This is a genomic window from Pelagibacterium halotolerans (assembly GCF_044811015.1).
GTDB lineage: Bacteria > Pseudomonadota > Alphaproteobacteria > Rhizobiales > Devosiaceae > Pelagibacterium > Pelagibacterium halotolerans_A.
In genome coordinates this window covers 990,527-1,013,554 of the sequence record NZ_CP085243.1, presented here as the reverse complement: position 1 = coordinate 1,013,554, position 23,028 = coordinate 990,527, and the positions used below count along the sequence as shown (strand labels likewise).

The window sequence follows — 23,028 nt, the reverse complement described above, 5'->3', positions numbered from 1 at the left end:
CCTTTCTGGACAATGCTTTAGGGCGAATATGCGGCTATCAGTGCTGATTCTCGCAGTTGCGATGGTTCCGTCTATGGCCGCGGGACAGGTTTCTCCCGCGCCCCAGCCGGACAATGCAGGCATTGCTTTGACCAGTGTCCAGTTCGGTGGCGGGGAGATTTTTCTCGTCCCCGCCTGGCAGGGCGACGCGATTGCGCCAGGCGAAACCTCCGGCGAGGAAACGCAGCGCCTTCTGGGCGGTTTTTCCTTTGGTGCCAATCTGATTTCGCGTATCGGCGATATCGGAGAGGCGCCGGTTTACGTCGAGTGGATGGGCTCGGTCCTGCTCGGCGTCGGCCGATCCATAGACAGGACCGCCTATTCGGGCAACGAGGAACTGCTCGTGACCGGAGTGAGCGCGCCAACTTCGGGAACCGTCGACCTTGTCATCGGGGCAGGAACGGCAACGGCGACCGGTACTGTCTCGTTGACCGACAGCACAGGTGATACAGGGAGCGTTTCCGGCTCCGCGTCCTCGCCGCCAGGCAACAACGCGACGGCGCAATATTCGGTCACGACGACCGAAACGGGCGCGGTCGGGCTCGCACTGACCACCGACGGGTCGGGACCCGAAGCTGCGGGGTTCGGTGTCGTTGCCGACGCGGATGGTTTCGCACTGGTCGGGGTGGGTAACCTCGAAAACGCTGAGGTTACCTCCAGCATTAGAGAGACATTGCTGATGGCGAGCCAGAAGGTGATGTTCTCTTCGCCGTTCAGGTTCGATGACGGCTGGACCGTCACCCCGAAGTTTGGTCCCGCCTATAATCTGATTGCGCGTTCGGTGCATCAGGAAACGCTCATTGACGTCCAGGAAGCGGAAGGCCTGGGGGACGTGATCCCAATGTTCGGGCTCGAGCACGACGATGACCTCGTCGCGCACTACGCCGGCGGCATCATCGGCGCTTCCCTGTCCGGTCCTGTTGCCGAAGGGTGGCGGTTCTCGGTTGGGACGGAAGTCGGCGTTTCCGGCTACTGGGCGGATTACGATGGGGCCGCCGCTGCGATACTGCCAGGGGCAGGGCGCGTTACGCTTCCAGACACGAGCCAAGCGGTTTCGGGGATGACGCTTTACAATCGGGTGAGTGGTGGATTGACCTACCTGGATCCGGATGGGTTCACGGTGAACCTTGGCGTCCATGTCGAGCGGCTCGGCGATGTGCCTTATATTCAGACCACTCCAGTGAACACAGCCGACGCAGATTTCAACGCCGGTAACACCGAAGCCGAGTATTCGGCCAGCGGCGAAACCTATTACGAAAGAAGCATCGCCACTGGCCCGATGTGGAATGTTGGGGCGACGATTTCCCTTACCAACCGGTTCTGACCCCGCCGCTTGGGCAGCGGAACATGCCGTTGTTACGCGGTAAAGTTATCGAGGTCCGCTGTACAAAGCGTCTGGTCGCCGTCTGCGGTAACGGTCAATCGTACGATGTAACGGTCACCGCTGCCGGCGTTGATTGTGATGCTTCCAACGACCTGCGGCTGATTTTTCTCAAGCGCGAGAAGTCCGCGCTGTATAACGCGAGAACTGCCGCTCGCTCCTTCCTTGTTTACAATAAACTGATAGCTGCCAGAGACAGAATGATCAGCCCATACCACACCGACAAGGTCGACTCCCGTCGCGAGAGGCTGGCTCCGTATCTCGCATTGAACCTCGCTCATGGCTTTCGCCTCCCACGGCAGGATCGCGTAAAAAAGGACCAAAACAAACATAAGTGACTGCCAACTGGGCCGGTCGCGCATGGGCGCGCAGGTTGCGATCCGGATCATGAGACCTCTCCTCGATCAGGACTTCTAGTTCTGCGCCTCGACGTGAACCGAAATCGTCCGGCCATCAACGGTGACACTCTGCGTTCGCGAATGCGAGAAGCCGGGAATGTTGCTGGTGACCTGTACGCTCGAGGTCGTGTTGTCCTCTCCCGTTTGCGTATGGCTCTGCGAATGCCCGAGGCCGATCTGTACGATCGCGGAGGTGTTATGCGATCCGGTCTGGTCGGTCGTGGCGGTGTTGTCGGTGCCATATTGAAGCGTCACCGAGTTGTGCCCGCCCTGTTGCGACGTGGACTGGTAATTGTCGATACCACCCTGCAGGACGAGCGCTTCATTGAAGTCGTCCGCCAAGGCCGGCGTCGCCAAGGCAACTATTGCGGCTGAGAGCAGATAGATGCGCATTGTTGAATCTCCCTTTTTTGTTGAAGGGCTTGCGCAGTGGTTGTCAGCCGCCAGACACATAAAAAACAAGCGGCCCGCACCGCACCGATTGCCCTCGGTCACAAGTTTGCTGCAAGAGACAGGAATGCGCAGGCAACAATAAGTGTCGCCCGCGCCGTCCTGGACGCATCAGTTACCCTGAATGGTGACAGACACGTTGCCGACGCCAGTCTGCTCGGTGTCCGAAAAGTCGCCATTGCCGACCTGCAGCGTCGTCGAGCTGTTGAGAGCGCCCCATTGATCGGTCAATGACGTATTGCCGTTGCCGGCCTGTACTGTCACCGATGTATTGGCGCCGTCCTGATCCGTGATGCTCAGGTTGCCCGTGCCGAACTGGCCGGTGTACGAGAAGTTATTGCCGCTGAAGGGGCCGATGCCGCTCTGCGTGGTGAGCTGGCCATTCCCCACGCCGATCTGATCGACGATCGAGACGTCCTGGGCATAGGCAGCGCCAGCGAACAGTGCGGTAGCGGCTGCAGCGGATACGATGAGCTTATACATGGTTGTCCTCCAGAGTTGGAACGAGTCCGTGGTGTGAGATGCGGAAATAATCCACGGCAACTTGGTAACATTTGAGGAGGGTGCGTTCTGGATGAATATCGGCATGTTTAAGTGTTACGAATACTATATTTTTGGCGTATTTTCTAAGTCATTTCTAGTTAGAATGTATGTTTAAAGGTTGTGGTTGGCGTTTATTTTAGCGCATTGACTGACTTGCATGCGCGTTTGACCGTTGTGCTAGGCATATGGATGGTTCCGTATGCGCAATGCACTATGGGCTTGGTATATTTGCGGATGTGCGCGGCGGGTTCTGCCTGGCGCCGCTAACGGTTCTCCTCGAACGCCGCCAGCCATTTCGCCAGCAGGCCATCCAGGGTCGCGCGGTCTTCCGCGCTGAGGGCGGCGGTAAGCCGGTGCTGATTGGCGACGTGCTCGGTTACGGCCTTTTCGATCAGCGCGTGGCCGGCGCCGGTGAGCCCGATCAGGAAGCCGCGTTTGTCGTCGGGGTTGCGGCGGCGCTCGACGAGGCCGGCGGCTTCCAGACGGTCGATGCGGTTGGTCATCGTGCCGGAGGTGACCATCGTCCATTCGATCAGCTCGGACGGGCTGAGCGCGTAGGGCGGGCCGGAGCGGCGCAGTGTGGCGAGAACGTCGAAGGATGCAACGCTCAGTCCGTGCGCGGAGAATACCTCCTGCATACCCTGACCCAGATGCCGCGCGAGGCGGTTGAGCCGGCCCAGCGTGCCCATGGGTCCGACATCGAGATCCGGGCGCTCGGCCCGCCATTGCGCGAGAATACGGTCGACCTGATCCATGCGCGGGATCATTGCGGACGATTATCTTGACGTCAAGATTTCTTGTAACTACCTTGACGTCAAGATAAATGGAGACTCGCATGGCCCGTTCCCTCGATCTTCTCACCACGGCGATGGCACCGGCGATCTGGGGGTCGACCTATATCGTCACGACGCAAATGCTGCCCGACGGTTTTCCGCTGACCGTCGCGATGCTGCGCGCGCTGCCTGCGGGGCTGGTTCTGCTGCTGATCGCGCGCCGGCTGCCGCCTCTGCACTGGCTGCCCAAGGTATTTATTCTTGGAGCGCTCAACATAGCGATTTTCCTGACCCTGCTGTTCGTCGCCGCGTATCGCCTGCCGGGCGGACTTGCCGCGACGCTCGGCGCGGTACAACCGCTTCTCGTGCTCCTGCTCGCGGGCAGCATATTGGGATCGACGATCCGGCCGGCCGCGATCGTTGCAGCACTGGCAGGAATTTTCGGCGTCGGGCTTCTGGTGCTTGGACCGGACACGTCGCCAGATCCGATCGGTATCGCTGCGGCGCTTGGCGGTGCGCTCTCGATGGCGACAGGTAACGTCCTGGCGCGCAAATGGCAGCCACCCGTTTCGCCGCTCGCCTTCACCGGCTGGCAATTGTCCGCGGGCGGGATTTTGCTGCTGCCGGTCGCGCTCACTCTCGAGCCGGGCTTTCCGGTGCCCAGCGCGCTCAATCTTGCGGGGTTCGTCTGGCTCGGGCTGATTGGCGGTGCGCTCGCCTATGTCTTGTGGTTTCGGGGTATCGCCCGGCTCGGCCCACCTACGGTGACGGCCTTCGGGTTTCTCAGCCCATTGAGCGCGGTCGCCTTGGGCTGGGCGATCCTTGGGGAGGCGTTGACACCGGTGCAGGGCACGGGCGCCGCGATCGTTCTCGTGAGTGTCTGGCTGGGGCAGCGGGCAGGGCGGGGGACCCATTCGATGGCAACGGCCAAAGGCGCAACAGCGTGAGCCATCGCGCCTTTGGCATACGGGGAGCCTACTGACCCAATACGAGGCCTTCGCGCCGCTTGTCGGCGGCGCCGATCAGCCGGTCATCGGTCAACTGAATGACGTGCAAGCCCGAGTTGAGGTTGGCAATCGTCACCTCATGGCCGAGCGCGGTGAGCCCATCGGCGAGCTCCTGCGCGCCTTCGCCTTCCTCGACGCGGGTACCGCCATTGAGGTTGGTGACATGGGGCAGGTCGATGGCGTCCTGCGGGTCCATACCCCAATCCAGGATCGCGATGATCGAGAGCGCCGTATAGTCGATGATGTTGGCGCCGCCCGGGCTGCCGGTCAGAAGCACGGGCTCGCCGTTCTTCAGCACGATGGTCGGCGACATGGACGAGCGTGGGCGCTTGCCGGGCTCCACGCGGTTGGCTATGGGCATGCCGTCCGCTTCCGGGGCAAAGGAGAAGTCGGTCAACTCGTTGTTGAGCAGAAAGCCGCGCGTCATCACCCGGCTGCCGAACCCGCTTTCGATGGTGGTCGTGGCCGAGATCATGTTCCCCTCCGCATCCACGATCACGAAATGCGAGGTGCCGGCCTTGGGGCGGTCGCCATCCGGGGCCCAGAGCATGGCTTCGTCCCAGGGCGGGGTGCCGGGCTCGGCAACGCCCATCGACGCTTCGGGATCGATCAGTGCCGAGCGTTCCGCGAGATAGCCCTTGTCGAGAAGGCCCTGCGGCATGTCGACGAAGTCGCTGTCGGCCATGTAGAGCCCCCGGTCGGCAAAAGCCAACCGCGAGGCCTCGGCAAAAAGATGCCGCGCTTCGACGCCCTCGCCAATGGCGGCAAGATCGAACGGCTCGAGGATGCCCAGGATCTGGCCAACCGTGAGCCCGCCCGAACTCGGCGGTCCCATTCCGCAGACGTCATAACCGCGATAGTCGATGCACACCGGCGCGCGCGTCTTCACCTCATAGGCAGCGAAATCCTCCATAGTGAGGATGCCCGGATTGATATTGGTATTGAGTGCCGCAACAACGTCTTCGGCGATTTCCCCGGTGTAGAAAGGCGCTGCGCCTTCCGCCGCGAAAAGCCGTAGCGTTTGGGCATATTCGGGATTGGTGAGTATGTCGCCTTCGGCGATGGGCTCACCGCCGGGCAGGAAGTATTCGGCAGTAGTGACGAAGGTATCGAGCCCGCGTGAACCGGCGACCGAATCTGCCATGCGTTGCGTGACGGCGAAGCCGTTCTCGGCGGTTGCGATCGCCGGCTGCAGCAGTTCGGTCCAGTCCATACGGCCATGATCGGCATGAAGGACCTCAAGCAGCATCGGCGTTCCCGGCACGCCCGCCGAGCGCCCGCCGATCACCGCGTCCCAGAAGCCCAGAGGTTCGCCGTTCTCATCGAGCCAATAGGTTTCATCGGCGGCAAGCGGCGCGGTTTCACGCGCGTCATAAGTCGTCAGTTCGCCTGTTTCCGCATCCCAATAGAGCAGGAAAGCCCCGCCACCGAGCCCGGAGCTCTGGGGCTCCACGAGCCCGAGCATGGCCTGAACGGCTACCGCCGCATCGGCAGCCGTTCCTCCAGCTTCGAGCACCGCGTAGCCAGCCTCGGTGGCGAGAGGGTGGGCGGCGGCGACCATGAAGTCGGTCGCGGTGACCGATTGCCGCTCGGCAATGGCCGTCGTTTCTTCCGGTTGCGCGGGGGCCTGGCTCGCGGCAGGAGCCGCGAGCAGCAGGGCAGGCGCGAGCGATAGCCCGGTCTTGATAAGCAGTTTCATGATGTGCCTCTTCGACTAGGTCCGGCCATTGGTGGCCAGCATACCCATCAGAGTACGGATTGCGCGCTCATGCAAGTTTGAGGGTGCTGAGGGCGTGTCTTGAAGGTTGGCCGGGCGGCTGACCATGCAAACGCGCTCTCAGGTTTGCTCGCCTCAGTCAGAACTTGCTCCGAAGTAAGTCTAGACCATGTATTGAGCAATGTTCACAGTGATATCGTCATTTATATAAACATAGTTTCCGTCGATGCTGTACATGCCGTACGTGTCAAACATTTCCGTTGGAACTGCGCCGCTGGTACCTTGCTCCAAGGCGTGAGCGGCGGCGAGCGGATCATCCTGCGTAGCGCCCAACTTCTGCACATTATAGCCTTGCAGCGTGACGGTATCGTGAGCGTCACCATGGATATGCAATCTGTGGTCTGGGCCAGCCAGGCTGCTGATTGAAGCGGTATCAAGTACGACGTTCTGCGATCCAAACCCATCAAGAGTGATCGCTTCGATGCCGGTTACCGTGTGACTTCCGTTCAACAACGCCTGAGCATTAAAGGTGGTGTCGTTCGTAAGGCCGAGAATATCGAACCCTAATCCTCCATCAATTACCCGAGCCTGGTTCGGATCGGTATAGATGACGTCGTTTCCCTCGCCACCTGAGAGAACGTCAGGTCCAGCTCCGCCATAGAGCGTGTCATTGCCCGCTCCGCCATAAAACATGTTCTTTCCGGCATGGCCGATGAACGTGTCGTTACCCCCGAACCCAAGGGCCGACGCTTCTCCTTGTGTGGGCTGATTGGGTCCCGCATGTGGGCGGATGTCCATCTGGATCGTCTGAAGAGTGTTCGCAACGAAAAGATCGCCCTTTTCACTTCCGAAACCCCAGCCGCCACCTCTGTGGTTGGGGTGACTCACGTTCATCTCGTAGAAGACATTATTGCCCCCGCTGTGCACGAGAAGTCCTTCTCCGGCATCCAGCTTCTGTCCAGCGTCTTCCAGTTGTTTGATCATCGTCGTAAGGTTAGCATGTGCTTGTGCGTCGTGTACCAGAAGAGGGATTTGCCCTTTGAGGTATGATAGAGTGGTCGCTGTCCCCAAGGCGTCGCCTATTGCGGCGAAGTGGATTTGTCCCTGGGAATCCTTGAGCAAAAATCTGGATGTCTCGATGATCTGATTGGATATTCCGCTCTTTATGACGTCTGTGCCCAGTCCATACGCATTTCCGCCAAATCCATAGGCATATTCAGTCTTTGCTTTGTCGAAGAAATCCGCACCGTAACTGACGCGCATAAGAGTTTGTCCAGCCGTGCTGATGTCTAGGGTGTCCTGATAGTTCTCCCTGAAGTCCGCGTTGAGGTATGAGGTATCCTTGAATGACTGGACGAGCGTGTCGCCTTCAAGGGGGTTGTAGTCCTTGACCAGGGTCACGTTATTGAAGCGTCCGCCCTGGACAGGTTCGTATGTTTCTGCGCCGAACTCGAAAATGCCGCGCACTGCGGCGTGACCCGCGAAACTGGCAATTGAGGCAAGCCCGGCGAGGGGGGTAAGGTCGGCAGCAAGCGACGCGAGGGTAAGCGCGGTGTCGATTCCCCCCACAGCGATCAGGATCGCCTGATCGGTATGATTCTCTTCCGTCTGATGGGCTGCCCAGTTCTGGTATTTGAGGCCTTCGAGGGAGACAATGTCGTTGCTGATAAATAGGTCGGCTCCTGCCCCGCCTATTAAGCTATCATCTGTATTGCCGTCTTTCTGGTCCTTGGCTCCGGAGGCCAGAACGTCGTTGCCAGCACCGCCATTGATGGTGTCGCCGTCGCGGCCGCCATTTAAAGCGTCGTTTCCGGCACCGCCGGTAATGGTATCTTTTCCGGCGCTTGTTTTGATCGTGTCGTTCCCGTCCCCACCATCAACAACTTGGGTGAATGTTCGTTCGCCTTTAAATTCAATTGTATCGTTACCGGCGCCGGCAAGAATATTGCTTTGTCTCTGGCCGTCATATTCGAAAAAGACGGAATCATTAAATGAACTCAGAGATAAGCGTATCTCTCCGCCCGGATGGTGTTGTGCTGCATTATAAGAGGTAGTAAACAGTTTCCCTTGATAGTCAAATTCAGAAACAGTATGGCCCGTAAATAAGGTTGTTGAATTGATGAATTTAAAATTGACGGCGTGGCTTGCGTTTTCACATGAGAATTTAACATAATCAGAATTCAAATCTTTTAGCTGGACTGAATCTCGGCTTCCAACCGAGGACCAATTTGCACGGTTCGTCTCAAGGTAATCAAAGGTTAGCGTATCCTCTGTTGTGCTCTTGGGGTGCTGGGAGCTGCCAGCTTGATGAGTATATCCGTGCTGAGGTGTATTTGAATTCCACTGCCCGCCAAGCGGCCCGTTGCTCAACGGCTGGTTCGCATTAAGCCCGCCACCGAAACGGATGGCTTCGGCCTGTGTCGTATAGAAAACACCGTTATTGCCCTGCCAGAGCGCGCCATTGCTGGTCTGTTCCTGCTGTTGCGCGGTGATGCCGCCGGACTGATGCGTCGTGTCGTTATACCCGCTCTGGCGCAGGCCTCCGCCCTGTTGAATGGCGAGCTCTCTGGAGACATAAAGGTTGCCGTCATTCGCCAGCCAGGCCTGCCCGTCGTTCTCATAGCTGCTGGTGACCTGCGGCTGGCTATAGGACGTCGCCTGGGGCTGGGAATACGCGTTCTGGGAATACGAGCCGGTATTGTAGTCGTACTGGTTCTGGGGCTGCTGATACGCATTATAGCCCGTCGAATAGCTTTGGTTATACGTGGGCTGGCTGGTTTGCCCGTATTGCGTATACGAGGCCTGGGCAGCCTGTTGGCTGGCATAGACCTGCCCGTCGCTTCCAAGATATCCGTGAACAGACGAGGGCCGATTATGGTCGGCATAATTGTTCGTCACCCAGCCGGGCTGTTGGGGCTGGCTATAGCTTGTTTGATAGCTGTAGGACGAACCCTGGGGCTGAGCGTACGTATTTTGGGAGTACGCGTTCGTATTGTAGCCAAGTTGGCTTTGCGGGTTCTGATATTGATGATAGCTGGCCGAATAGCTTTGACCGTACGGTGATTGGCCGTATGTGCCGGAGTTATTATAGCCGCTGGCATAGCCCTGATTGTATGAGGCCTGAGCCTGGTAAGCGTTATAGGGCTGCGAAAGAGAGGTGGAGCTGTTCAGGCTCTGATTATAGCTTCCGGCCTGGGAATATCCGGCACTTTGATAGGGGGTTGCGTATTGGGGCTGCGTGTAAGCGTTTTGCCCATAGGTATTGTAACCATATTGCGTTTGCGGTGGATTGTAGCTTGTCTGGGGGTAGTAGGCGTTCTGGGAGCTATAAGACGGTGCGGGTTGGTTGGTCCCGTAGCTGGTGTAGCTGTTCGATGTCTGATAGCTGGTGCTATATGGATTATATCCGTACATAATTTCCCCTCCCACTGTCGTGGTGTGGCTGACAACGTGGATCGCGGTCTTCTCCGGCACGCACCAAGGTGATCGGCCCGCCGTGGCTGGCAGGCCGATGCGGCCGGACGGAGATCCGCACCACAGAGATGTCCCGGCGGATTGCTTATAGGCAAATAGGTGGATTCCGGCCCCGGTGGCGGCATACGTGACGCTATGCGGCAAGCTTTCCACGACGCGGGGGCACATGTTCCAATTGACTCGCGCCCCAATCTGAGTCGTAATGGAACAAAATAGGAACATTGGCCATGGATCGCACCGAGCATATCCATGCGCTGCGCCAGGTTCTCACGCGGCTCGATCCAACGGGGCAGGCGGGGGGTATGAACCGTTTTGCCTTCGGGGAAGCCGCGCTCGACGCTCAGTTGGGCGGTGGGCTTGCGCGCGGCGCCGTTCATGAGGTTTTCGCGCCCATAACCCCTGCCGCGCCCGCGGCGGCGGGGTTCGTGACCGGGCTGGTTCTGCGCGCCGCCGGGGCGAAAGGGCATGTCGTCTGGATCCGCCAGCGCCATGCGCAGGAGGAGACAGGCAAGCTCTATCCGCAGGGGCTGGCGGAGATGGGGTTGATGCCGGAAAACCTCACCCTCGTTCTGGTCAAGGACATCACCGACGTCCTGCGCGCGGGGCTCGAGGCGGCGCGGTGTCCGGCGTTAGGAGCGGTGGTGATCGAACCGTGGGGGCACTCGAAACATCTCGATATGACCGCCACACGCCGGCTTTCGCTGGCCGGAGGGGAAACCGGGGTGACCAGTTTTCTTTTCCGCGTGGCTGCCGAGCCCGAACCGAGCGCGGCGGCGACCCGCTGGCAGGTGAGGGGGCACCCCTCTCGTCCGCTTGCGGCGGGCGCGCCGGGATTTCCGGCGTTCGAGGCAGCGCTTTTGCGGCATCGCGAGGGCTTGGCCCAAACCCTTTGGTATCTGGAGTGGGATCGTGACACGCTTAGGTTCAGAGCACGTCCCGAGAAAGTGGACGCCGGTTTTGCGGCGAACCCGGCGCTATCTGGCGCTGTGGCTCCCCTACTTCTCGACGGACCGGCTGCATCGCAATTCGGACACACTGGCTGACCTCCCCCTGGCGCTCGCCACCAAGGAGGTGAACGCCATGCGGATTACCGCCATCGATGCGGCCGCGCGGGAGAAGGGGCTTTATCCCGGCATGACGCTGGCCGATGCCCGCGCGCGGGTGCGGCCTCTGCGTATTCTCGAGCACGACCCGGACGCGGATGAGGTTTTGCTCGAAAAAATCGCAGACTGGTGCGACCGCTATAGCCCGATCCTGTCGCTCGACGGGCGGGACGGGCTGATGTTCGACATTACAGGGGTGGCGCATCTGTTCGGCGGCGAAATCGGGCTTGCGCGCGATCTCAAATCCCGGCTCTCAAGGATGGGCTTTACCACGAAAATCTCAATTGCGGGGACGGCGCTTTGCGCGCATGCGCTCACACGTTTCGGCAGGGGCGGGATCGTATCTCCCGGCGATGAACGGCAAAAGGTGGCGGGGCTGCGGATCGAAGCGCTCGAGGCTGAGGACGATGTCATCCGGGCGCTGCGCCGGGCCGGGCTCGAAACGCTCGGCATGCTGGCCGAGCGCCCGCGAAAGCCGCTCGCGGCGCGGTTCGGCTCGGCATTTACATGGCGGCTTGCACAGATCCTGGGGGAGGGCGATCAGCCCCTGATCCCGCGCCGGCCCTTGCCCGTCTTTTGCGCCGAGCAGCGCTTTGCCGACCCGATCGGGCTTTTCGAGGATATCGAGGCGTCGCTTTCAAAGCTGGCAAAGGAGCTCTGCGTTGGGCTCGGGCGCGAGGACCAGGGCGGGCGGTGCTTTGAGGCGAGCTTTTTCCGCGCCGACGGAACGGTGCGGCGGATCGAGCTTTTGTCCGGCCAGCCCTTGCGCGATCCCGATACGCTCTTGCGGCTTTTGCTGATGCGGCTCGACGCACTCGCCGACCCGGTCGACCCCGGCTTCGGCTTCGACATGATCCGGCTTGCAGCAGTGGCGGGGGACAGCGCGCCACCCGGTCAGGCGTCGCTCGACGGCAGCGGGGCGGACGACCAGGCGGTCGAAGACCTCGTCAACCGCCTCGCCGCGCGGTTTGGTGTCGAGGCCGTGCAACGCTTCGTGCCGCAGGACAGCCACGTGCCCGAATACGCAGCGAGAGCCTTGCCGGCGATCTCGGATCATGCCGGCGCGGGGACCTGGTATAAAGGCGAGGCGGACGACCCGCCCTTGCGCCCGCTGTTCCTGTTTTCCCCGCCCCAGCGGATCGAAGCGCTTGCCGAAGTGCCCGAGGGGCCGCCGGAATACTTTTTCTGGCGCCGCGCGCGCCATACGGTCGTCCGTGTCGAGGGGCCCGAGCGGATCGCGCCGGAATGGTGGAAATCCTACGAGCATAAAAGCACGCGGGATTATTTCCGCATCGAGGATGAGACTGGCCTGCGTTTCTGGGTCTATCGCGACGGGCTTTACGACCGCGATCCGGGGCCCATTCACTGGTACATCCACGGGATATTCGCATGAGCGAGACGCTGCCGGTTCCTCCATTCGCCGAGCTTGTCGCGGCGACGAATTTCTCCTTCCTCCATGGGGCATCTCACCCGCAGGACATGGTGCTTGCCGCGCTTTTGTTAGGATATCGCGGGCTGGGGGTTGCCGACCGCAATACGGTTGCGGGCGTGGTGCGGGCCTATGGGGCGCTAGAGGATCTGCGTGAGGGGGTTTTGCCCACCGAGAAACTGCGTGAGGGTTCGGGACCGGGCGAATATGTGCTGATCGAACGCTACGCCGATCTCGAATTACCTTTCACACGAGAGGAGATGCAGGCGCGCGCCAAGGCGTTCAAGCTTGCGGTGGGCGCGCGGCTGGTATTTGCCGACGGTACGCCCGATGTCGTCGTCTATCCTGAAGATCGTGAGGGCTGGGGGCGGCTGTGCCGGATTTTGACCAAGGGTAAGCTCAAGGCGGACAAGGGCGAGTGCATTCTTGAATTCCCCGACCTTCTCTTTCATTGCCGCGGGCTCTCGATGATCGTTATCCCCGAAGCGCGGGACGAGACGCTTGAAACCGTGCTCACGCGCCTCTCCATCGCCGCGCCTGGCGCCGTGCGGCTGGCGGCGCGCATGCATTATAAAGGCGCCGACCGGCGGCGGCTCGTTGCACTTAAGGAAATTGCCGCGCGTACGCGTGTGCCGCTTATTGCTACCAATGACGCGCTTTATCACGCCACCGAGCAGCGCGACCTGCAGGATGTCGTTACTTGCATCCGCGAAGGGATGCGGATCGATCAGGCCGGAACGCTGCTCGAAGCCAATGCCGAGCGGCATCTGAAGGCGCCCGCCGATATGGCGCGGCTTTTTGCGGGGGCATCGGAGGCCATCGGAGAGACGCAGACCTTTCTCGAGCGGATCGACTTTTCGCTCGACCAGTTGCGCTACGAATATCCCGAGGAGGCGACGCCGCCGGGCTGGACGCCGCAGGAGTGGCTCGAAGAGCTGACCTGGCGGCATGCCGCGGTCCGGTATCCCGGTGGCATTCCGGAAAAGGTCGAAAAGCTCATAAAGAGCGAACTGGCGCTGATCAAAAAGCTCGATTACGCCTGCTACTTCCTCACGATCCGCGACATTGTCCGCGTGGCCGAAGACAAGGGGATCCTGTGTCAGGGCAGGGGGTCGGCGGCCAATTCCGCGGTCTGTTATGCGCTGGGGATCACGGCGGTGGACCCCGCCGAGAACGAACTTTTGTTCGCCCGCTTCCTCTCCGAGGAACGCCGAGAGCCGCCCGATATCGACGTGGATTTCGAACACGAGCGGCGCGAGGAGGTGATCCAGCATATTTATGAATATTACGGACGCGAGCGCGCGGGGATTGCGGCGACGGTGATCAGCTACCGGCCCAAAAGCGCCATCCGCGAAGTGGGCAAGGTGATGGGGCTGAGTGAGGACGTGACCGCGCTTATCTCCTCGACCGTCTGGGGCAGTTGGGGCGGGGTGGGGAGCCCGGAAAAACATATCAAGCAGGCCGGGCTCGATCCGGAAAACCCGAGGATCATGCGCGCGATGGCTTACGCGACGCGGCTTTTGGGCTTCCCTCGGCACCTTTCCCAGCATGTGGGCGGGTTCGTTCTGACGCAAGGCCGGCTCGACGAAAGCGTGCCCATCGGCAATGCGGCGATGGACGACCGCACCTTCATCGAATGGGACAAGGACGATATCGACAGGGTCAAGATGATGAAGGTCGACGTGCTGGCGCTCGGCATGCTCACCTGCATCCGCAAGGCGTTCGAATTGATCTATACCCATTATGGCAAGGCTTACGACCTTGCGAGCGTGCCCAAGGAGGACCCCGAGGTCTACGATATGCTGCAAAAAGGCGACTCGATCGGCGTCTTTCAGGTCGAAAGCCGGGCGCAGATCGCCATGTTGCCCCGGTTGCGGCCCAAGGAATTCTACGACCTCGTCATCCAGGTCGCCATCGTCCGGCCCGGTCCGATCCAGGGCAATATGGTGCATCCTTATCTGCGCCGCCGCAGCGGTGAGGAGAAAGTCGATTTTCCCTCTCCCGCGCCGCCGCACGATCCCCATGAATTGCGCGATGTCCTCAAACGCACCGAAGGGGTGCCGCTGTTTCAGGAACAGGCGATGAAGATCGCCATGGTCGCCGCCGAATTCTCCGATGTCGAGGCCAACCGGCTGCGCAAGGCCATGGCGACCTTCCGGCACAACGGCACGATCTGGCAGTTCGAATCCATGATGGTCGAGCGCATGGTCAAGCGCGGCTACACCCGCGAATTCGCCCAGCGCTGCTTTAATCAGATCAAGGGCTTCGGCGATTATGGGTTCCCCGAAAGCCATGCGGCGAGTTTCGCCAAGCTGGTCTATGTCTCGGCCTGGATCAAACGGCACTACCCCGAAGTTTTTGCTTGCGCGCTGCTCAACTCCCAGCCCATGGGGTTCTATGCTCCTGCCCAGATCGTGCGAAACGCGTGCGAAAATGGTGTCGAAGTCCGGCAGGTCGATCTTAATGAGAGCTTCTGGGACAACACGCTCGAAAAGTGTGCAGGGGAGAAATGCGCGCTACGGATCGGGTTCCGCCAGATCGACGGATTTTCCGAAGAATGGGGAGAAACGCTCGCCGTACGGCGGGGTGATGGCTATGAGAATGTCGACGATGCCTGGCGCCGCACCGGCCTGCCGCGCCGCGCCTTCTCGCTTCTGGCCGACGCCGACGGCCTGCGTTCGACCGGCGCGGACCGGCGGGCTTCGGCCTGGGCGGTAAGGCGCCTGCCCGGAGATGAACCGTTGCCGCTGTTCGAACATGCCGATGGGCGCGAGCTGGGCGATGAGGCCGATATGGGCTTGCCCGAAATGGCACTCGCCGAGCACGTCGTCATCGATTACCAGACCATCAGGCTTTCGCTGAAAGCGCACCCGATGCAGTTCCTGCGCAAGATGTTCGACGCCGAAGGGGTGGTGAGCTGCGCGGGGCTCTCGGCTTTGCGGGACGGCGCGCGGGTGCGGGTGGCGGGGATTGTGCTGGTGCGTCAGCGTCCGGGCAAAGGCAATGCGATCTTCATGACGCTCGAAGACGAAACCGGCATCGCCAACGGCCTGATGTGGGCCAGCCGCTTCGAAACCTACCGCCGGCAGATCATGGCGTCACGGCTGGCGGTGATCGAAGGACAGGTGCAAAAAAGCAAGGAAGGCGTCATCCATATCATCGCCTCGGCTGTCGAGGACAGATCCGGTGCGCTGGATGCTCTTTCCCAGGGCGGCGGGACATCCGGTGATGCAGCCATGATCGCTGCCCGCTCGCGCGGTCATCCCCGCAACGTCCGCATTATCCCGAAATCGCGCGATTTTCATTAGTTTCGGTCCTCAACATGATTCCATTGCGGAATGCGCCATGATCGTGCGCTGACCCCCGCGACGCATCATGTTTTCTGCGTGCGGTTCAGCTTGGGCTCGCGGATATGGGGGAGGCGATTGGAGTGACCGGCTCGCCAGCCTCCGATGCCACGTCAGATGCCAATTGGGTGACCGCTGCGCGCCGCGCCGGATCGCTGATTGTATCCGACACATAATTGAGCGCGGAAGCAACGACCACAGGAGTGCCTCTGCTTTGACTGGCAACATGAAGAGACGCAGCAAGATCGCTCATTGCAGCATCGATCGCCAACTGGCCTATTCCGGCGGCTTGGAGTGTGGTGAGATAGGTTGAGATAGCAGCCTGGCAGCTTTCAATAGTTGCCTCTTCGGCTGTACAGATATCGATAATATTGGAATAATCGGCGGTCGTGGTAACCTGCGACCGAGCAGGAAAGGAAAGCCCCATCGTCAATAGGAGTAAAAGGCCCATGAACTTTAAGGGGATAGTCATCATGGTGCTCCGGGAAGTTGATTTTGGGTGCATTGGGGGATGTGTCATGCCGCAAATTTTCGACTGTTCACGATCCATGAGAAACTATGAATTACGCGGCGCAATTTCCGGGTTATAAGAAATAGTAATTCTCTATGTCATTGTATGTATATATGCGTACGAGATTGATTTCGGGTGTGAGAAGATATGTAAGCTCATTGAGAAGTTTTGTCATTATAGTGGTATTTCGTATTGCAATGTGAGTATTTAATTTGTCTAAAATTCAATATTAGACTCTGGGTTCATTAAAAGCCGGGCAGTGTTCCGGTCTTTTTGTGGAGTGTTCGTAATTGCCGGGATCGTGCAAGGAGGGGTATGGTGCTTGGGCATTCGTTTGACGCCGCCAATGCAAACGGCGTTGACGCTGGCTATATCGGTAAGCCTGATGCAGCGGTCCACGCTGCTCGAAGGTATGCGTTTTTGCCGGAGATTTACGAGACCTGGCCTTCCGGCATGCGCTTGACCTTCCGGAACGGCCAACCCATAGAGCTGGAAAATTCAAGGCTGCGCCGGCTCCAGCTCGCTGGAAAGCGCGTGATGGACATCCTTCTCAGTCTGGCGACGCTGATTTTCCTTGCGCCGTTCCTGGCAATCGTTGCCATCGGGATCGTTCTGACAAGCAAGGGGCCGGTTCTTTTCACCCAGATACGGGAAGGGCTCGGCGGTGAGCCGTTCGCGGTCTATAAATTCCGCTCGATGTATATCGACCGGTGCGATGCATCCGGCGTTGCGCAAACGAAAGCCGGCGATCCGCGCCTGACACCTATCGGCCGCGTCTTGCGCCGGACGAGCATCGACGAATTGCCGCAGCTTCTCAACGTGCTCAAGGGCGATATGTCGCTCATCGGGCCACGGCCGCACGTTTACGACATGCTTGCGGGCGGACGGCGTTATCGCGAGCTTGTGCCCTATTATGCGGCACGGCACGGTATGAAACCCGGTATTTCCGGATGGGCCCAGGCTAATGGCCTGCGTGGCCCGACCGACGACGCTGAGGTTGCCTGGGCCCGTATCGACCACGATATCGCCTACATCCAGAATTTCTCGCTTCTTCTGGACATCAAGATCATCTGGCTCACCCTGCGCCGCGAGTTCCTCGGCGGAAGTGGTTTATGACGTCTCGCGCGTCGTCGATGCCCCGAACAGGACATCATTCTGAAACAGAATCTCATACAAACCGGCACATCTGCTATAGTGCAGCTCTCGCGTATCGGAGGTTTCCATGCACATTACAATGATCGGTTCGGGCTATGTGGGGCTCGTAAGCGGAGCGTGCTTTGCCGATTTCGGCCACACCGTCACATGCGTCGATCTCAACGCCGAAAAGATCGAAGCCCTCCATAACGGGGAGATCCCGATATACGAACCCGGTCTCGACCTTCTGGTCGCAGAGAATACCAGGGCCGGTCGTCTCAGTTTCACCACAGACCTCGCGCCGGCGGTTGCCGATGCGGATGTGGTCTTCATCGCCGTCGGTACGCCGTCACGGCGCGGCGACGGCCATGCGGATCTACGTTATGTCTATAGCGCGGCGGCCGACATCGCCCGCGCAATGAAGGGCTTCACCGTCGTGGTGACCAAATCGACGGTTCCGGTGGGGACGGGCGATGAAGTCGAGCGTATCATCCTTGAGACCAACCCTGCAGCCGACACGGCTGTGGTCTCCAACCCGGAGTTCCTGCGCGAAGGTGCAGCGATTGAAGATTTCAAGCGTCCGGACCGTATCGTCGTGGGGCTGGAGGACGCGCGCGCGCGGCAGGTCATGGAAGAAGTCTACCGCCCGCTCTACCTCAATCAGGCGCCACTCCTTTTCACCAGCCGACGCACCGCCGAGCTGATCAAATATGCCGGCAATGCCTTCCTGGCGATGAAGATCACCTTCATCAACGAGATGGCAGACCTTTGCGAAAAGGTTGGTGGCGACGTTCAGGAGGTTGCCCGGGGCATCGGGCTCGATAACCGTATCGGCGCCAAATTTCTCAATGCCGGACCCGGCTATGGCGGCTCGTGCTTTCCCAAGGATACGCTTGCTCTGGTCAAGACCGGGCAGGATCACGAAGCGCCGCAGCGGCTCGTCGAGACGACCGTCGCGGTCAACGACACCCGCAAGCGGGCCATGGGCCGCAAGGTCATCGCCGCGTGCGGAGGCTCGGTCCGTGGCAAGCGGATCGGCATTCTGGGATTGACCTTCAAGCCCAACACCGACGACATGCGGGACGCACCATCGATTGCGATCGTCCAGGCGCTTAAAGATGCCGGGGCGGTGATCACGGCCTTCGATCCCGAGGGCATGAAGGCCGCCCGCGAGGTCATCGACGGGATCGAATATGGCGCGGACGCCTATGACGTCGCCGATAACGCGGACTGCCTTGTGCTGGTGACCGAATGGAACCAGTTCCGTTCGCTCGATTTCGAGCGGCTCAAGACGGTGATGAACGGGCGGGTTTTTGTCGACCTGCGTAACGTTTATGGCCGTTCGGATATGGAGCGGGCTGGGTTTGACTATCACGGTGTGGGCCGGGCTGCATCGCCTGTTCAGGATATCGACATGTCGGATGCTGCCGAATGAAGGTTTTCGTTACCGGTACCGCGGGGTTCATCGGTTTCCATCTGGCAAAGCGCTTGGTTGCCGATGGACACCTCGTCGTCGGTTATGACGGCCTGACACCCTATTACGACGTTACGCTCAAGAAGCGCCGGCACGAGGTGCTGAGCGAAAACAGCGGCTTTCGTGCCTATATAGGCATGCTCGAAGACAAGGATGCGCTGCGCCGTGCGGTGGAGGATTGCCAGCCGGATGTCATCGTCCATCTCGCGGCGCAAGCCGGTGTCCGCTACAGCATCGAGCATCCGGAAACCTACGTTAGCTCCAATCTCGTGGGCACGTTCAATCTCCTCGAGTTGGCGCGTGAAGCCAAGCCCAAGCATTTGCTCGTTGCCTCGACCAGCTCTGTATACGGCGGCAACGAACAGATGCCGTTCAAGGAAGCCGAGCGTTCGGACTTTCCGGTCTCGCTCTACGCGGCCACCAAGAAGGCCAACGAGGCGATGAGCCATTCCTATGCCCACCTTTGGGGCATCCCCACCACGTGCTTCCGCTTTTTTACCGTTTACGGCCCCTGGGGGAGGCCGGATATGGCGCTCTTCAAATTCGTGTCGGCGATAGAGGAGGGGCGGTCCATCGACGTTTACGGGGAGGGGCGGATGACCCGCGACTTCACCTATATCGACGATCTTGTCGAAGGCATCAGCCGCCTGATGGATGCGGTACCTGTGATCGGTCAACCGGTAGAGGCCGAGGGCGTAACGGATTCGCTATCCCCGGTCGCACCCTGGCGCGCCGTCAATATCGGCGGGGGCAGTCCGGTGGGGCTCATGGAATTCATCGAAGCGGTGGAAGCGGCGCTGGGCAAGCGCGCGCAAAAGCGGATGCTGCCCATGCAGCAGGGGGACGTCGTCGCGACTGCGTCCGATGGCGGGCTTTTCCATGCCCTGACCGGGTTCGTGCCGCAAGTGGGGGTGAAGGACGGGGTATCGGCGTTCGTCGAGTGGTACCGGAGCTACCATGCCACGGCGAACCTCGCAGAGTAGCCGGACGATTTGCGCGGACGCGAGCTCGCGACAAGCGTCCAGGGGGACAGGGATTTGGGGGCTGGATAATGCGCGTGGTTCATTTTGCCGAAACGCTCAAAGGCGGACCGGCCACCTATCTCAATGAACTCCTTCCGTTTCAGGTTCGCGCTTATGACAAGGTGACGGTCTTCGTGCCCGCCTCGCAGGCAAGTTTCATTACCTGTCCGGGTGTAAGCGTGGAGGCCTATCCGGATGCGCGCCGCAGTTTGCTCGGCGTTGCGCAACTGGCGCGGCATTGGGTGCGGCACGCGCGCACCAACGATTATGACGTCATTCACCTGCACAGTACCTTCGCAGGCCTCGCGGGCCGGCTTGCGCCGCGCTCCAATGGGCTGCGCATCGTGTATTGTCCCCATGGCTGGTCTTTCGCCATGGATACCACACCGGTCAAAAAGCAGGTCTACTCCCTCGCCGAACGCCTGCTCGCCCTCCGCACGGATACCATTGTGAACATTTCCCGGTCAGAGGAAAACCTGTCGGTCCGGGCAGGTATTCCCAAAGCGAAGACCAGGCTCGTCTATAACGGTATCGGAAATGCGGAATGGGCACCCCTGCCGGCGGGCAGCGATGGCAAGCGCCTTTTGTTCGTGGGCCGCTATGACCGGCAAAAGGGCGTCGATATCCTCATCGAGGCGATGAAGGACCTTGGCCCCCGCGGGTATGGCTTGACCATGATCGGCGGACCGGTCGTTGGGGAACCTCCCATCCGGGCGATACCGGAAAATGTCGTTGACCTCGGGTGGCGGAGCGAGAACGACGTGCGTCAGGCCATGACCGAGGCCGATGCCGTCGTGATGCCGTCGCGCTGGGAAGGGTTCAGCCTTGTCGCCCTCGAAGCCATGCGCATGGGCAGGCCGATCGTCGCGACCTCGGCAAGCAGTTTGCCTGAAGCCGTTATCGACGGAGAAACCGGCGTATTGTGTCCTCCGGGGTCTGCCCAGGAGTTTGCCCGGGCCGTTTTACGCCTCGCGGACATGGACATGCGGCAACTGGGCATTAACGGGCGGGAGCGCTACGAACGCCTGTTCACTGCGGAAAGAATGTTTCACCAGCTCGAGACCATTTACAGGGGGCCGCGGCGGTGAATTCAGGTATTGAGCGCGCCATCGCCCCGCTGAGGTCGGACGCCGTTGTTCGGATCGCGCGTGGCGTTTTCAGCCTTTCGTCGCTGAACGTGCTTGGGCAGGCGCTGAATTTCTTCATAACGATTCCGTTGGCGTTTCTTTACGGGCCATCGTCTTTTGCCCGCTTCGCCTTGTTCGCGGTTCTCGCTTTGCTCATTTCGCGCATTGCGACGTTCAGGCTCGAGGAAATCATCAAGTTCGAAGAGCGGCCCGGCAAGGCAGCTTCGACGGTGTTTTATCTGGCGCTTGCGATATCCGTGCCCGTATCGGTTTTCAATCCGCTTCTCGGCATATGCGTCGCGGCCATGTCCGTCTGCAACATATGCATCATGCTGCTGACCGCCCGAAAGCGCTACAATCTGATCGGCTATGGGAACATAGCCCGGTTTGTCGCCATCGCGCTCCTGCAGCTTGCCCTGGTGGGGTTTCCCGAAGGCCTGATTGCCGGCTTTGCGGCAGGATATTGCCTGACGGCTGTCGCATTTGCCCTCCTCGCCCGCTTCAGGCTGGAGGCACCGGACACGAGTGTCATCGGGCGCAACTGGCGCTTCAGTGCCGTCAGGCTCCCAGCGGTAGTGGTGCATTTCCTCAGCACGCTGGTGCCGCTTTCGATCATTAATGCGCGAAGCCCCGCTGCGGAGGCCGGAAGCTATGCCCTGGCCGACCGCCTGATCGGCGGCGCAGCGACGATTGTCACGCTATCGATCGAGTACGTATTGTTTGGTGAACTCGACCGGCATAACGCCCATCGCGCAATCGGTCCGGTCTTGATCGGCATGTGCCTTTTGACGTTGGCGCTGCCGGCGGTGGCGCTGTTATCGCATGGTCTTTGGGCGGATCTCCTGCCGGTAGCGTGGCAAGGCGGCGACGCGATCTTGATCGTGCTCTCGACAACCTTTGCGAGTTGGGTCGCTTATTCGGTGCTGACCCGCCTTGCGATCATCGTCAACGCAACGCCCATCGCGCTCGCAGCGTCCGCGACAATTTTTGCCGTCCGAACGGTGCCCCTTCTGGCCGGCCTTGCGCTCGTGCACGCACTGACGGCCGTAGCGGTCGGGCAGATCTTGGTGACTATCGGCTTCGGCCTCGCTCTTGAATACAGACGGTTGCACCGGAATGACGCTTGAAATCCTATTTGTGACCGGGGATGGGGCCTATTACCCGTCCATTGACGCATGCACCGGATATCTCGAAAACATGGGCTATCGCTGCCGCCGGACTGCCCTCGAGGATGTCGACTTTGCTCAGGACTTGAGCCGGACAGTGATCTGGCAAATCATGGGTTTTTTTCCAAGGCCACTGCCGCCGGGCAGAGCGGCCGTCATACATGAATTCCGCTCGCGCTCCGTCGGGCGTTTCGGTGTGGCGAAGGATATCGGCAAGCGGTTCCTTCTCCCCAAGCCCGATTACCGGCTTTTTCAAACGGGCTATCTCGAAAAGACGTTCAATCGTAGAGACACCGTCCCATTTGGAATACTGGGATTGGGTGTTCCTGAATATCTCGATCCCCGGGCCGGAAGAGCGGAGGCGCTCTTCGATTTCGGTTATGTCGGGCAGATCAGCGATGAGCGGAAGACCCCGGACATGCTTGACGCCTTTATCGCAAAATACGGGCATGGGCGTTCGTTGTGCATGATCGGGCCGGTGAGAGACGGAATTGACAGCCGGTATGCCAGTCAAACCAATATCCGGTTTCTGGGCAAGCTGCCACAACGCGACGCGCTCGAAACGGTACGGCGATGCAAAATAGGCCTGTGCTATTTCCCCTATCACATGCCTCACGCAATGCAGCCTCCCACGAAACTCTACGAGTACGCGGCCATGGGCATGCGCATATGGGCAAATGATTCCCCGGGCAACGTTCAGGCCATACGGGAATTCGGAATAAACGCATATGTCAGCAAGCGGTTCGCATTTCCCGATTTTGAAGTGCTGGAGGCGCAACCGGACAATTCGGCTTTCGATCCCGGCGTGCTGCACTGGAAAAGCATCATAGACCGTAGCGGCATCGTTGAATTCTTGCGTGCCGTGGAACGGACCGTTCCTGCTCCCAGGGGGATGGCATAAGCATGGCGGGGACGTCTCCGAACATAGCCGTT

Annotated in this window: 18 protein-coding genes; 11 read left to right on the top strand and 7 right to left on the bottom strand. The window is 60.1% G+C overall.

The features are described 5' to 3' along the window. Positions 1-40 precede the first annotated feature (40 nt). On the top strand, positions 41-1,363 hold the full coding sequence (locus tag LG281_RS05025; protein WP_404404981.1) for a hypothetical protein: 1,323 nt from the start codon (positions 41-43) through the stop codon (positions 1,361-1,363). A gap of 32 nt (positions 1,364-1,395) precedes the next feature. Here the strand turns inward: LG281_RS05025 and csgH are convergent, their stop codons facing one another. The 4 genes from csgH to LG281_RS05005 form a co-directional block, all read right to left on the bottom strand. Further along, positions 1,396-1,809, bottom strand: a complete 414-nt coding sequence (gene csgH / locus LG281_RS05020; protein ID WP_404404979.1) for a curli-like amyloid fiber formation chaperone CsgH — start codon at positions 1,807-1,809, stop codon at positions 1,396-1,398. Between the two features lie 24 nt (positions 1,810-1,833). Next, positions 1,834-2,211, bottom strand: a complete 378-nt coding sequence (locus LG281_RS05015; protein WP_404404977.1) for a hypothetical protein — start codon at positions 2,209-2,211, stop codon at positions 1,834-1,836. Positions 2,212-2,379: 168 nt separating this feature from the next. After that, a complete protein-coding gene (locus tag LG281_RS05010) occupies positions 2,380-2,751 on the bottom strand; it encodes a hypothetical protein (RefSeq protein ID WP_404404975.1) in 372 nt (123 codons plus the stop codon). Between the two features lie 323 nt (positions 2,752-3,074). Further along, positions 3,075-3,566, bottom strand: coding sequence for a MarR family winged helix-turn-helix transcriptional regulator (locus LG281_RS05005; RefSeq protein WP_404406623.1), 492 nt, complete (start codon positions 3,564-3,566; stop codon positions 3,075-3,077). A gap of 80 nt (positions 3,567-3,646) precedes the next feature. On the opposite strand from LG281_RS05005, the gene LG281_RS05000 reads away from it, so the two are divergent. Then, entirely contained in the window at positions 3,647-4,531 is an 885-nt protein-coding gene (locus tag LG281_RS05000; protein WP_404404973.1) for an EamA family transporter, read from the top strand. Between the two features lie 28 nt (positions 4,532-4,559). Here LG281_RS05000 and ggt read toward each other — a convergent pair whose 3' ends face one another. Next, positions 4,560-6,290, bottom strand: coding sequence for a gamma-glutamyltransferase (ggt, locus tag LG281_RS04995; RefSeq protein WP_404404971.1), 1,731 nt, complete (start codon positions 6,288-6,290; stop codon positions 4,560-4,562). Between the two features lie 180 nt (positions 6,291-6,470). Then, positions 6,471-9,722 carry a hypothetical protein gene (locus LG281_RS04990; RefSeq protein WP_404404969.1) on the bottom strand — a complete coding sequence of 1,084 codons (3,252 nt, stop codon included), beginning with the start codon at positions 9,720-9,722 and terminating at the stop codon, positions 6,471-6,473. Positions 9,723-10,009: 287 nt separating this feature from the next. On the opposite strand from LG281_RS04990, the gene LG281_RS04985 reads away from it, so the two are divergent. From LG281_RS04985 to LG281_RS04975, 3 genes are read left to right on the top strand one after another with little or no spacing between them, the layout of a single operon-like run. After that, positions 10,010-10,825 (top strand): ImuA family protein, encoded by an 816-nt coding sequence (locus tag LG281_RS04985; RefSeq protein WP_404404967.1) that lies wholly within the window; start codon positions 10,010-10,012, stop codon positions 10,823-10,825. Next, positions 10,740-12,278, top strand: a complete 1,539-nt coding sequence (locus tag LG281_RS04980) for a Y-family DNA polymerase (RefSeq protein ID WP_404404965.1) — start codon at positions 10,740-10,742, stop codon at positions 12,276-12,278. The genes LG281_RS04985 and LG281_RS04980 overlap by 86 nt, the downstream gene beginning before the upstream one ends. Continuing rightward, positions 12,275-15,622: an error-prone DNA polymerase gene (locus LG281_RS04975; RefSeq protein WP_404404963.1), complete on the top strand. Its 3,348-nt coding sequence runs from the start codon at positions 12,275-12,277 to the stop codon at positions 15,620-15,622. The genes LG281_RS04980 and LG281_RS04975 overlap by 4 nt, the downstream gene beginning before the upstream one ends. 85 nt (positions 15,623-15,707) lie before the next feature. Here LG281_RS04975 and LG281_RS04970 read toward each other — a convergent pair whose 3' ends face one another. Then, complete coding sequence (locus LG281_RS04970) at positions 15,708-16,136, bottom strand: hypothetical protein (protein ID WP_404404961.1); 429 nt, start codon at positions 16,134-16,136, stop codon at positions 15,708-15,710. Between the two features lie 573 nt (positions 16,137-16,709). On the opposite strand from LG281_RS04970, the gene LG281_RS04965 reads away from it, so the two are divergent. From LG281_RS04965 to LG281_RS04940, 6 genes are all read left to right on the top strand, one after another. Continuing rightward, the gene (locus tag LG281_RS04965) at positions 16,710-17,288 is read left to right on the top strand and encodes a sugar transferase (protein ID WP_404404959.1); all 579 of its coding nucleotides are present in this window, start codon (positions 16,710-16,712) and stop codon (positions 17,286-17,288) included. 106 nt (positions 17,289-17,394) lie between these two features. After that, the gene (locus LG281_RS04960; protein ID WP_404404957.1) at positions 17,395-18,741 is read left to right on the top strand and encodes a UDP-glucose dehydrogenase family protein; all 1,347 of its coding nucleotides are present in this window, start codon (positions 17,395-17,397) and stop codon (positions 18,739-18,741) included. Beyond that, positions 18,738-19,763 (top strand): NAD-dependent epimerase/dehydratase family protein, encoded by a 1,026-nt coding sequence (locus tag LG281_RS04955; protein ID WP_404404955.1) that lies wholly within the window; start codon positions 18,738-18,740, stop codon positions 19,761-19,763. Before LG281_RS04960 ends, LG281_RS04955 begins: the two co-directional genes overlap by 4 nt. Before the next feature lie 68 nt (positions 19,764-19,831). Next, positions 19,832-20,890 (top strand): glycosyltransferase, encoded by a 1,059-nt coding sequence (locus LG281_RS04950; protein ID WP_404404953.1) that lies wholly within the window; start codon positions 19,832-19,834, stop codon positions 20,888-20,890. Next, positions 20,887-22,056 (top strand): hypothetical protein, encoded by a 1,170-nt coding sequence (locus LG281_RS04945; protein ID WP_404404951.1) that lies wholly within the window; start codon positions 20,887-20,889, stop codon positions 22,054-22,056. Before LG281_RS04950 ends, LG281_RS04945 begins: the two co-directional genes overlap by 4 nt. After that, on the top strand, positions 22,046-22,996 hold the full coding sequence (locus LG281_RS04940) for a hypothetical protein (protein WP_404404949.1): 951 nt from the start codon (positions 22,046-22,048) through the stop codon (positions 22,994-22,996). The genes LG281_RS04945 and LG281_RS04940 overlap by 11 nt, the downstream gene beginning before the upstream one ends. The last annotated feature ends 32 nt before the right edge of the window (positions 22,997-23,028 follow it).